This window comes from Candidatus Latescibacterota bacterium (assembly GCA_019038625.1).
Taxonomy (GTDB): domain Bacteria; phylum Krumholzibacteriota; class Krumholzibacteriia; order Krumholzibacteriales; family Krumholzibacteriaceae; genus JAGLYV01.
In genome coordinates, this window is sequence record JAHOYU010000187.1 from 1 (window position 1) to 11836 (window position 11836).

An 11836-nucleotide genomic window follows, 5' to 3' on the forward strand; every position below is an offset into this window, starting at 1 on the left:
TCGTGGGAGTAATACTGTTGCGTGAGGTTCTCGTCACTATGTACCGTATAGTAGTGAGGAGAAAGGCTGGGGTTTTTGTTCCGGCAAGCTGGTTGGGTAAGGTCAAAACGACAGTGCAATGCCTGGTCGGTGACGGAATGTTGTTCTATCTTTTCATATATCCCGCGAGAATTCCGGAGAAATACTGGGTGGTCTTCGCTCTTATGCTGGTTACCGTGACTATAACGGTGGATTCAGGCCTGTGCTATGTACTGCCGAAATGCAGAGATGGAAAGAAGCGCTCAGTCATCGAGAGAATCCTCCAATGGCTGCCTGGAAAAAGGGCAAGGGAGGTCTAAATGGATCTGTATGAAGTGATCAGGATGAGGACAAGCGTCAGAGCTTATAAACCGGACGCTGTAGAGAAAGAAAAACTGGAAAAGGTGCTTGATGCAGCTCGGCTGGCGCCATCCGGGAAAAATGGTCAGCCCTGGACGTTCATTGTTATTACTGAAGAAGAGACGCGAAAGAAACTTGTTCCCGCCTGCAAGAAACAGGCTTTCATCGGGGAAGCTCCGGTTGTCATAGCCGTATGCGGAAAAGAAGAAGAAGCTTACGGCAAGATGGGTGGGTACTGGAACAGTCTACCTGTAGATATAGGGATAGCAGTAGAACACCTGATGCTGGCAGCCGAGGCTGAAGGGCTCGGTACCTGCTGGATTGGTGCTTTTATGGAAGAGGAAGTTCGGGAGATCCTCGGGGTTCCAGCTGATATCAAGATAGTAGCTCTTACTCCATTAGGCTATCCAGCAGGAGAACGCCGTTTCAGACCAAGAAAAAAGCTGGAAGAGATAATAATGTCTGAAAGGTGGGAAGAGAGATGATTTCTTCCGTGACACGGAGAATTTTCATCCTCCTGCTTTTAGGGATCTTTTTCTCGTCTCAACAGGTATCGTCGGGAAATATCTTTGTCGAAGAGCGGAATGTCGACCTGAAAGAAAGTGTCATCGGAGAGGTGGAATTTTCTGAAGGACCTGAATTGAATTACCTCATACCTGTCGGCACGGACTCGATCCAGGTGATGGAGATCGAGATCCCTCAGGAAAAAGATACAGGCATGGTGAAGGAGATAGCTATGGTAGCTATAGTCGCCACCTTCGCCTTTTATATCATATATTCAATGTTCTATTCCAGTGAGGACGAGGAGGTAGATGACGGGGGAGGAGGAAAGGAACTTCCAACCTCAATAGTAGCAGGAACGATCAGTCTTTGATGACGAATTCTCTTTCCCTTCTTATGGTACCTCCGCTGACAATGTCTTCTATATCAAGAGTCAGGACATAACGTCCTGGTTCTATCGATCCAAGTTCGATCTGAAGAGCGTCGGTGACATGAGGTGAGTCTATACTCTGCTCCAGCGAGCTGGATATGAATGGGCTGACATCGTCTGAGCCACCTCTCGCGCTTCTTGCTATCCACCACAGAGTCTTTCTTATTCCGCTATAATCTTCAGCTGACTTTGAGACAGTCTTTATGGCGTATGTGAGCCTGTACCTGGATAAATTATCCTGGCCTCTGGAAAGGTTGTATATGTCGTATGAGAGACAAAGCCTGGTCCCGTGATCGTAGGCCGGTATAGGGTCCAGGAGGGATGTACAGCCAACCTCCGAAAGGGAAAGTGTAAACCTGATGTCGCTCGCTCCGGGTTTGTCCCACGAAAGGTCTCCGATCTCTATTTCTCTTTCACAAGTCGCCCGTCTGTAAGGTTTGCCGCCAGTTAGTTCGATCGCCATATCACATTTTCCGGAAGGCGGGATCATGCCAATGTTGAAGTTAAAAAGGCGATACGATTCCTCGCCGCGCTTAAAAGAGAGAAGGGTGTCAGGTCTGATCCGGTGTATCTCATAGATGATCCTGTTAAGATCGAAATCGAATATTGAGAGAACAAGAGTGAAATCGGTGCCTGGATCGTCGATAGCCGAATCAGGGATAGCAATCGAGAATTCCAGGTCCGTATTTCCGGATGCAAGCATCCTCCTGGCGGACGCGACATGAATTCCAGCCGGGATGAAGGCTACAGGATACTCATACGACTGCGGAACCGAATTTAATATGTTCTGCGTGGCTGTGGCAATTGAGATAAAAGCCGGGTCTATCGGGATATGATAGTTTCCGTTGAGGAATTCGTCCTGGAAATAGAGAGTGAATCCTGTACCCTCACCGCAGTATTCCCAGGCAACCATAGAGCCGTGCAGGCCACCGCCGAGGTTGTATAGAAACTTGTCGGGAAGGCCGTAGCTGATAAGGGCGAGTCCTCTCGCAGTCTCGGCGCCATCCAACCCCAGCCTGTCGTGAGTTAATAGTTCCCTGGCTAAAAAGACTCTTTCATAATGCTCAAGGAGTCGTTCATTCAGTTCCGTAGCAGGTGTCGGATCGTTACGGAGCCAGAACCGTCCGCTCCATTTCCTTCCCTGTGTTTCCGGCCACTTGAGGTATTCTTCTCTCTGCTTGAAAGGCAGAAGAGGGGCAGTATCGAGATAATAAGAATTTTCCAGGTCGTCCATGAGTATCAATGCTGTATCATATTCCTTTGCCGCGTCTTCGAACAATCCCATCCTGAACAGTATCGTCCCCAGCAACAGGTGATGTTTTGGATTATCAGGATGAAGGGTCGAAGCTCTCGAAGCGTATTTTTTCGAAGTCTTGTACATCCTTCTCAAGCAGTGAAGCAGCCCGAGATTGTATAGAGTCTCTTCGTGAGTGTCGTCGATATTGTAGGCCTTTTTGAAATAACTTATCGCGTTTTCCTTGCGCTCAGTGAAACACATGTTGACGAGGTATCTGTCCTTTTCGATCCTGCCCAGCTGAAACCACGCGTGAAAAAACCCGGGATCAAGCTTGATGGCCTGTTTCATTGCGGCTTCCGCGTCTCCAATGAATCTCATAGCGTAAAGGGTGAGACCTCTTTCAACATGATTCAGTGGGTCATCAGGATCGAGCGCAATGGCCCGATCGATCTCTTCTATAGATATTGCTCGTGAATAAGGAGTCGCCATCAGTCTGTAGTAGATTGCCAGCTTGCGATGAAGAGAAGGGTCTTCGGGCCTGAATCGCAACGACTCCTTCACGTCATTAATACTGTTTTTAATATTGAGGGTATCCAGGCCGGATAAAGGGTTCAGGAAGTCCTTATCTACAGGTATGTCTCTATACGGAGTGCAGGCACAGAGCATGAGCAGAAAGATCATAAAAAGTGAAAAAACGGTCTTCATTCCGGGGTCCTGTCTAAAGAAGTGTCCTGAAACAAAAATAGAGCAACGAGATCCCGGGGTCAACATTTAAACCATAAGTACCATTCATTGCTCGAAGATCCCTGTCCGCAAATGATAACTGCTATAAGGGAACGATACTTGCATCAATTTCAATGGGTTGATTTGTCCAGGGAAGGAATAGAATGTCGGGCTCGGTCCTTAAAACTCTGCCAGTGCAATACAAGATCCTGAAAAAGTGTACTGATGAGATGGCGAAGCTTCTTCTGCAGGTAAGGCTTTTCCCGCCAGAACATCCATCTGTGAATCTGTTTCTGGACAAAGTATATTTGTCGATTACGGAAATGATGAGCAATAATAAGGGCATTTCACTGAGACTGGTCAGAAATTCGATGTGTCTGCTCAATTTCGAGTACGACCTTCACAGGAGCGAGGACAGGAATGTCCATGTACTCCTTAGTTCGTTGAAGAAACTTTCCATAGGGGAACTCGAGTTCAGGCCCGAACTCGAAAGGATAGAATTGCTGGCCTTTATGGAGATTGCGGCTTCCGCAGTTAAAGATGACAGGTCTTTCGACTACAACAGTGCCTGGGCGAAAATCCGAAACATCAAGATCAGGCATGGAGCACCCGATGTATGCAGACCCGAACCGGAAACTGAAATCAGGCACGAAAGGAAAATGATTTCCCTCGAACCGGAATCCCCGACGAATTTATCCGCGGAGAGTGTGATAGGACAGGAAGTGGGTAATGTCCTGGAAAAACTCGAAAAGATCCAGTCAGTGGAAGGTAGAGCGGCCAGAAAGATTATACTTGGGCTGGTCGAGAACGAAGTAGCCAATAATACTCTGATCCTGTTTCTGAAATCTCTGAGAGCTTATGATGACTACACGTTCGCGCATTCCGTGAACGTTTCTGTGATCTCCATGGCCCAGGCGCGACATATCGGGCTGGACGAGGTCGAAATCGGTAGAGTCGGGCTTGCAGCTATCATGCACGATATAGGGAAGATCTATGTTCCCAGGAGAATAATCAAAAAGACAGAGAAACTTACGCCCTCTGAATGGCAGATCATCAGGCGACACCCGGTCGATGGCGCACGACTCCTTAAAGAAGAGGGAGTAGAAGAGCATATCTGGCGTGTAGCTTATGAACATCATATGCGCTATGACCTGGGTGGATATCCGACCCCGGAAAGTAGCAGGAAAGTCTTGGAGGGAAGTCAGATAGTCAGGATCGCCGACACGTACGATGCTCTGACGACAAAGAGAGCCTATAGACGACAGATAAGCCCCTATGAAGCAATAAAACTGATGTCCCGTACCAGAGGGGCGGAATTCCATCCTGGATATTTCGATATGTTTCTTCACATGATGGGGAATATTCCAATCGGAAGTACACTTGAACTGGAGAGCGGCGAAAAAGTACTCGTCATAGATATAAATACGGACAAAGGTGCGTTGCCGATCGTCAGAGTCCTGATGGACGCGGATGGACGGCATGTCAGTGAAAAGATAATACTCGATCTGAACGATAACCGATCCCGTGCGGGGGGGATCGGAAAATACAGAATTAAAAGTGTTGAAAACAATCCTGTGAGAGATGTCGAGGTAGGAAAATATTTTGTACCGAAGGTATAAAAAAGCCCAGGACGATCATCCTCACGTGAGACGATCACCCCGGGCACGAAGCTCTTCCGATCTACAACGTTTCCGGATTGCCCAGTTGCTTCATCTTTCCATAGACAGACCATGTATAGTTGACCTTGTCCGTAGTGGAATGAATGATGAACTCCACAGGCCTGCCTGATTTGAGAGGCAGGTTGGAGGTCCTGGCCAGAAAATCTTCGCCGTCAGTGATGGCACACCAGCCGCGGGGAGCGTAAATGTTGATAATAGACGCTTCCGGATCGATGATTCTCAGCCCGTATATGTCGGAACTGGCAGATGTTACCTTAAGCTTGATAAGGTATCTACCGTCTTCCATCGGGGTGACGCTCTTCTTGATCGAAGCAGCAGCCCCGAAAGCCGACTGGCTGATGAACACCAGGATAGCTATGGCGGTCAGCACGAGGAGAGCCCTGGTTCTCAGCGCGGTCATATTCTTTACTCCCAGTGAATTACAAGTAACACTTAATTTATTGATTGAGGTGTGTGACTCAATCTTCTGCCCTGTACATCCTTATTATAGCATATTTCAATGATCTGTGTCGAGGGGGGAAAAGATTTCTCTCTCCGGTGGAGAAATAATCCCCATCATGGGGGTGAGCAGGTATTCCCGAAATTGGCAACTTGATTATCTACAACATGATAGCGAGAACAAGATTCCCGGTATGGTGGTTGCAGCGAGGAAGGAGTATGAGACGGTTAATTATTATTGCAGTGATTATTATTTTATTTCCCTTTGTGAACACTCACGCCCTGTCTTTTCCCGAGGGTGGACTGGAGACACATATTGGAGGGAATACCGGTATTTATGCTCCATGGCACCATAAAACCATTGCTTACGGATATGGATTGAGCCTTGTTATGAGGCCTTCGTATGCGAAGTATATGTATGATGAACTGGAAAGATTCAATCTTGGACTGGCGATATTGTCCACCACTCAATATGTATCGGAAGGATTCGCTTTCAGAGATGTGGCGTTGTCCCTGAGATATTATTTCAATAGAGGAGAATTCGGACCGGGATGGGAGAGTGGTTTCGTCGGTGCTGGTATCGGAATCGCAACCGTCAGCTGGTCAGGAGAAGGCTCCTCCGGATCGTTGAAAGACAAGGATTATGTTTTTGAGGCGGGATACGAGTTCGACCTCAACAACAGCTTCTCTCTTCCTCTCGTCGTGATGTTTCATATAAATCTGCGTGTGATCGATATAGAACCAGTGAGCTACACCGGTATGGGAGCCAGCATAGGTATCTGTTACGGTGTGGGAGAATGACCTGGGACCTGTGATGGCACGTAACTTTCATTCAGATATGATCCAGTAGTGCTATTGATAAGGAATTTTCGGCAAATTCTGTAACTGTTGCTGAACAAAGAGGATAAAGATGACTCAAAGAGTCCTGATCGTAGATGATGAAATGCATCTTGCGAAAATCCTGCAGTTTACGCTTAATCACGCTGGATATGAAGCAAGCATTGCTTATGACGGGAAAGAGGCGCTGGAGACGATCGAGAGAGAATCGTTCGACCTCGTAATCCTTGATCTGATGCTTCCCCTGATAGATGGGTACAAAGTATGTAACAGGATCAAGAGTGACGAGAATCTAAAACATATGCCGGTCATCATCCTGTCCGCGAGGGATTTCGAGAGAGAAGTCCTGGAAGAGCCTCTGGATGCCGACATCCTTCTGCAGAAACCGTTCAATATAGAAGTCCTGCTGGACCACATCTCATCTTTGCTACAAATGGTATGACCATTAATTATTTCGTTCAGACAGGCTGCATGAATACCGGGTCGTCGTTATTACTGGATTCATCATAGCCAGAGGATACTCCTGATGTCCTGATCCCTGTTTTTGCTTTTTTTTCCACAATGAGTTCCCTGACAATATCCAGGTGAGACGCATCGGGACCCGTGTCTGATGCTTCATCGATAATCTTCTGCAACCTCATGACCTCGGAGGTTTCCATCTCCTTTAATCGGTCTATGAAGGCGCGGTAAGATGAATCGAGTGATTCAAAGGGGCCAGGATCGATTTCTTCGATATCGGAAATTCGTCCATTGTCGGTCAAAGTCTGCATATTGCCGATGATAATGCCGATTGCATCGAACATCCTCTTTGTGACCAACTTGCTGAGGAGATAGAAGGAGGCTATGATGATGACAACGAACCCGACAGTATTCATCATCAGAATACTTGTCATCTTTCTCGCGATTGCTCCAAGTTCCGGAAACTGCTGCGAAAGTGCCGATCCTCCAGAGATCAGTCCGAAGTAAAAGGACATCCCGAAGGCTATAGCTACGGTGATTGTGCTGAAAAGAACCAGCATCATGATACGAAACTTTACTTTTCTGGCGAGCTCACCGCTGATTATGGTGGGCGTCTTCCGGTAGTAATTGTCACTCATCTCTTGTACCCCCTTGGGGTTAGATCGCCGAAACATTGTTAATCAAAGCGTTGGCATAGGTAATATCCAGAGTATTATTATCAATTATTATGCCAGAGATATGGTCAGGGTTCAGGGAGTGGGGGAAAAGAACTCGATGGCGTCCAAGAAAGATCGAATATCCATCGTGGTATCTTTGCAGGGGCCTGAAGGACGGTTGTTTGGAATGCCTATGACAGGGATCCTCGGAGCTATATCCTGGATGCCGCTGACCAGATCCCTTTCGCAGGCGACCGCTACGATAGCACGAGGCACAAGATCTCGTATGACCTTGCGTGCTGCTGATCCTCCGGATGCTGTATGGATAATCACATCTGAATGGCTTTCGCAGATCTCGCGTGCCTTTGTCCTTGTCTCGCGGTCAAGACAGCGGGGGAAGATGGCAAGTACAGGTCCATTTCCCCTGTCAGGACGGATGAGAGTATTACTGACCCTTATGAAAGAATGACTGAGCCTGTCCCTTGATATTCCAAGAAGGGACGCGAAGCGGATCGCGAGGGGATACAGGAAGAAAAAAAGACTGCTGCCTCTCGTGAGACATATCTTCATATAACTCTTTTTCGTGAATACAGTCACGACAAGCAGAATATACCAGGCCAGCAGAATGACGGTCACTGAAAGGAAAACGATGCTTAGCGAGAACGCCCATATTCTACCGAATGACAGAAACCTCGGAAGAACAAGGTACCAGAAAAGAGCGCCGACAGTGAAAACGAAGACGATGACGAGCAATGAGAGTAAAATAAATGTCTTTTTACCCTCGTCGATATCGGCAGGCTCCTTACCACCATCCCAGTCGACCCATTCTTCTCCCAGGACCCTGCGAGGTTTATGTTCCTTCCCGTTATTTCCTTCATCTTTACTCATCGATAGAAATCTAACGCAGGGAAGAATTATCTTCAACAAGAATGATTGCTGTGAGAGAATCGACTTATGATCAACGGTGCAGAAATGGATGACAGGAAAGCATACACATTACTCGTAGTCGCGATGATCTCTATTTCATTCGCCGCTGTGTTTGTCAGGTTATCCGGCGCTCCACCATCGTCGGTTGCCGCGTTGAGGATGCTTTTCTCGTCGCTCCTGTTGTTTCCATTTGTGATTTTTTCAAAGAAGGTCCGAGGGGAGTTTTCATCTCTCGGAAAAAAGGATATCGTACTTCTTTTTGTGTCGGGCGGACTACTCGCAATTCATTTTCTCACCTGGATCACTTCGTTGTTTCTGACCGGAATAGTCAGCTCGATCGTTTTCGTTACGGCGAGTCCTCTGTTCGTCGCTGTTTATTCGGTCCTGGTATACAGAGAAAAAGTACCTGGTTTCTTCTGGGCCGGACTTGGCCTGGCTGCTGTCGGCGCGATAGTGATGGGAGGGAACAACCTCAGAGTGACCGGAGGAACCTCATGGAAAGGTGACCTTCTTGCAATCACGGGGGCGGTAGCCGCCGCCGGCTATTTTCTGACAGGCAGCAGACTCAGACTTAGATTATCGCTTCTTTCACATCTGTTCGCTGTCTATACCGTCGCGGCCGTGATCCTGGTTGCGGTGCTGCCGTTTACTGGTGGGAATCTTGCCGGCCTGCCTGTTAAAGCCTACGTTTATTGTCTGCTTATGGCCGTGGTTTGTCAGGGGGGAGGACATTCTCTTCTCAACTGGGCTTTGAAAAGGTTGAAGACGACCGTTGTTACCTTTTCGGTTCTTGCCGAACCGCTGGGGACGACACTCCTCGCTCTGATCATCCTGAGAGAGGTCCCTCTGAAGAGCGAGATTGCCGGAGGTCTGATAATATTGACAGGGCTGGCAATCGTGATCTATTTCAACCAGGCGTTCCAGAACGCCAGGGGTGTAAAGAGTTACTGAAGAGTAACTATTATGTCATTTACTTCCGCTATCAGTGCATGATCGCCCTGCCAGGTTTTAAGAAATTCCTCGAATGATTCACGGGCCTCGTTCTTTTTTCCGGTCCTCATCAGAGCGTGACCGAGATAGTAGAGTGTGCGCGGAGGAGAACTTTCCTTTTCGGCGAGTGTTTCGAGGATGGATACTGCTTCTTCGGATCTTCCCGTGTTGATATAGACCATGCTTTTGCCGAGCTGTGTTTCCAGATCCATGGGTGAGATCGATGATATTCTTTTCCACGCTACGAGAGATTTCTCGTAATTTCCTTTTTTGAAACGGGTCTCAGCGAGTCCCTTCAGGGCGCGAATATCTGTATCGTTCTTATAAAGGGCGAGCTGAAAGAATTTTTCAGCATCGCTGTACCGACTCAACGCGAATGAAGAGCGTCCCATATATAGGAACAGGTCTCCACCCGAAGCGCCGTTCTCTTTCGCAAGGCGCAAGGTGGTTATAGCGTCTTCATGCATATGCCGTTTACTGAGTACCTTTCCCAAAAGAAGCAGAAGTGCGGGTTCCCTTGGGAATATATGTCGTATCGAAAGTAACTGGGCATAGGCCTCCTGGAAATTTCCCTGCATGAAATAGGCCTCGCTGAGTATCAGGTTGCCTTCGAGATTCTTCATCGAGATGTTCAATCCATGTGCAGCGTATTTCTCGGCTGTCCTGTATTGCTTCTGTTTCATAGCTATCGATGCTATCCCGATGTGTGGAGGAGAATAATTTTGTTTGAGAGTGATCGACAATCGGTAAGCCTTCTTTGCTTCAGGCAGCGCACCCTTCTCTTCGAGCGCTTTTCCGCAGGCATACTGAATCTCGTTGTCAGCCGGTGATAACCTCGCGGCTTCCAGCAGATGGATGGAAGCCTCGTCATACAATTCCTTTTCGAGGAGCGCCATACCAAGGTTGTACTGGGCGTCGGCATCTTCATATCTGTGTTTGAGTGATTCTCTCCATTCACTGATCGCCCTGTCAAGTTCGCCCCTTTCGGCGGCCTCGATCCCAAGGTTATAATGCTTGATGGAAGCATCCGAGCAGCCGTTGGATATCAGGGCCAGAAAAGACAGGATCAGGATATAGAGTATCGATCTCATCAGAACTTCCTTTCTTTTACGGATACGGGGGACTTCCAGATAAAACATAATCATTAGCCGGAAATATTTCAGTATTTTTTTGTGTCAGAATGATAAAAAGAAGAGTAATTTTCATAAAATACATTAGGGGGTTAACTTAATATTAACAAAGAGGTTTACAAAATGCACTATAGGCTAACTGAAAATATGACTTCATATTAGGGTTGACTTTTCCCGTTGATATTGTAATATAGACAGCGGTGTTAACCGTAAGAATGGCAACTTTGGTTATTTCCAAGAGGAAGTCAAATAAATGCTTGAAAAAGAAGTAGTTTATGAGGCAACCCTCGATCATGATTTTCTGGATGAGATCTATTCGCTTCCAGGCGGTGAGGAAGTCAAGCGTTGTATCCAATGCGGTACATGCAGTGGCTCCTGTCCCCAGGGCGCGGTAATGGATCATGCGCCCAGAAAGATCTTTTCCCTGATCAGGGCTGGATTTCGAGATGAGGTCCTTGGGTCGAACACTATCTGGTTTTGTTCGTCCTGTTATTCGTGCGCGGTGAGATGTCCCAAGGAGATCAAGATCACCGATGTGATGTATGCGCTTAAGAGGCTGGCAATAAAAGAGGGAAAGGTGAAGGAGGGTAGAAGGGCGGCTGTGCTTTCCAGGAATTTTGTAAAGATGGTAAACAAGTACGGTAGAAATCATGAGACCGAGTTGATGACAAGATACATCATCGAGGCCGATCTTCTGAACGCCTTCAATTTCGCGCCCATTGGCCTGAAGCTTTTTTCAAACGGCAGATTGCCCATTCTTCCACACAAGATGAAGAATGTCGATCAGCTCAGAAAGATCATCAGGAAAGTCGACGAGATGGAGGGGATATAGATGAAATATACATATTATCCTGGATGTTCCGTCAGTGCGACCGCGAACCTTTATCAGGAATCGATCGATTCGGTGATGCCAGGGCTCGGGATAGAACTGGAAGAACTCGACGACTGGAACTGCTGTGGAGCTACAGCATATATGTCGGTCAGAGAGCTATTGAGCTTTGCGATATCGGCGAGAAACCTCGCCCTTGCTGAAAAGTTACACAGAGATCTGGTCACTCCGTGCAGCGCCTGTTATCTGGTACTGAACAAGACTAATAATTATTGCGCAGAGTATCCTGACATCAGGAAGAAAGTGGGACAGGCTCTGGAGGCAGGCGGTCTCAATTACAGCGGTAATGTCAAGGTGAGGCATCTTCTCGATGTCGTTGTGAACGATGTTGAAAAAGAGAAGATCGCCAGCACCTTAAAGAAAGATCTATCGGCTCTGAAAGTAGCGCCCTACTACGGATGCCAGATCGTTCGCCCCGAGATCGGGCTCGATGATCCGGACGACCCCCAGAGCATGGATGAACTGATTCGTTCTGTCGGCGCGACATGTGTCGATTATTCTATGAAGACGAAGTGCTGTGGAGCATCTCTCATGGGTACCGAGGAGAAGAAAGCCCTCCACC

At 47.6% G+C, this 11836-nt stretch carries 14 protein-coding genes; 9 read left to right on the plus strand and 5 right to left on the minus strand.

All coding sequences use genetic code 11. From position 1 onward, the window contains the following. The 3 genes from KOO63_13130 to KOO63_13140 form a co-directional block, all read left to right on the plus strand. Window positions 1-338: hypothetical protein (locus KOO63_13130; protein ID MBU8922755.1), on the plus strand; the 338-nt coding region annotated here is incomplete at its 5' end. Then, complete coding sequence (locus KOO63_13135; protein ID MBU8922756.1) at window positions 339-863, plus strand: nitroreductase family protein; 525 nt, start codon at window positions 339-341, stop codon at window positions 861-863. A gap of 8 nt (window positions 864-871) precedes the next feature. Next, the gene (locus tag KOO63_13140; GenBank protein MBU8922757.1) at window positions 872-1252 is read left to right on the plus strand and encodes a hypothetical protein; all 381 of its coding nucleotides are present in this window, start codon (window positions 872-874) and stop codon (window positions 1250-1252) included. Here KOO63_13140 and KOO63_13145 read toward each other — a convergent pair. Further along, entirely contained in the window at window positions 1242-3251 is a 2010-nt protein-coding gene (locus tag KOO63_13145; protein MBU8922758.1) for a GWxTD domain-containing protein, read from the minus strand. The two genes, KOO63_13140 and KOO63_13145, sit on opposite strands and share 11 nt — an antisense overlap. 182 nt (window positions 3252-3433) lie before the next feature. Here KOO63_13145 and KOO63_13150 point away from each other — a divergent pair, with 182 nt between their 5' ends. Beyond that, on the plus strand, window positions 3434-4888 hold the full coding sequence (locus tag KOO63_13150; protein MBU8922759.1) for an HD domain-containing protein: 1455 nt from the start codon (window positions 3434-3436) through the stop codon (window positions 4886-4888). Window positions 4889-4949: 61 nt separating this feature from the next. Here KOO63_13150 and KOO63_13155 read toward each other — a convergent pair whose 3' ends face one another. After that, window positions 4950-5348 carry a hypothetical protein gene (locus KOO63_13155; GenBank protein ID MBU8922760.1) on the minus strand — a complete coding sequence of 133 codons (399 nt, stop codon included), beginning with the start codon at window positions 5346-5348 and terminating at the stop codon, window positions 4950-4952. A gap of 257 nt (window positions 5349-5605) precedes the next feature. Between KOO63_13155 and KOO63_13160 the strand changes: the two genes are divergently transcribed. Together KOO63_13160 and KOO63_13165 are read left to right on the plus strand one after the other, a co-directional pair. Then, window positions 5606-6187 (plus strand): hypothetical protein, encoded by a 582-nt coding sequence (locus KOO63_13160; GenBank protein MBU8922761.1) that lies wholly within the window; start codon window positions 5606-5608, stop codon window positions 6185-6187. Window positions 6188-6296: 109 nt separating this feature from the next. Beyond that, window positions 6297-6665: a response regulator gene (locus KOO63_13165; GenBank protein MBU8922762.1), complete on the plus strand. Its 369-nt coding sequence runs from the start codon at window positions 6297-6299 to the stop codon at window positions 6663-6665. Between the two features lie 16 nt (window positions 6666-6681). Here the strand turns inward: KOO63_13165 and KOO63_13170 are convergent, their stop codons facing one another. After that, entirely contained in the window at window positions 6682-7320 is a 639-nt protein-coding gene (locus KOO63_13170; GenBank protein MBU8922763.1) for a hypothetical protein, read from the minus strand. A gap of 111 nt (window positions 7321-7431) precedes the next feature. Continuing rightward, window positions 7432-8226 (minus strand): DUF116 domain-containing protein, encoded by a 795-nt coding sequence (locus KOO63_13175; GenBank protein ID MBU8922764.1) that lies wholly within the window; start codon window positions 8224-8226, stop codon window positions 7432-7434. A gap of 66 nt (window positions 8227-8292) precedes the next feature. Here KOO63_13175 and KOO63_13180 point away from each other — a divergent pair, with 66 nt between their 5' ends. After that, a complete protein-coding gene (locus KOO63_13180) occupies window positions 8293-9216 on the plus strand; it encodes a DMT family transporter (protein ID MBU8922765.1) in 924 nt (307 codons plus the stop codon). On the opposite strand, the gene KOO63_13185 is transcribed toward KOO63_13180, so the two are convergent. After that, the gene (locus KOO63_13185) at window positions 9210-10346 is read right to left on the minus strand and encodes a tetratricopeptide repeat protein (protein ID MBU8922766.1); all 1137 of its coding nucleotides are present in this window, start codon (window positions 10344-10346) and stop codon (window positions 9210-9212) included. The two genes, KOO63_13180 and KOO63_13185, sit on opposite strands and share 7 nt — an antisense overlap. A 292-nt stretch (window positions 10347-10638) precedes the next feature. Between KOO63_13185 and KOO63_13190 the strand changes: the two genes are divergently transcribed. Together KOO63_13190 and KOO63_13195 are read left to right on the plus strand one after the other, a co-directional pair. Continuing rightward, window positions 10639-11217 carry a 4Fe-4S dicluster domain-containing protein gene (locus tag KOO63_13190; protein MBU8922767.1) on the plus strand — a complete coding sequence of 193 codons (579 nt, stop codon included), beginning with the start codon at window positions 10639-10641 and terminating at the stop codon, window positions 11215-11217. Next, the coding region (locus KOO63_13195; GenBank protein ID MBU8922768.1) for a CoB--CoM heterodisulfide reductase iron-sulfur subunit B family protein at window positions 11218-11836 on the plus strand (619 nt) is incomplete at its 3' end. It lies immediately after the preceding gene.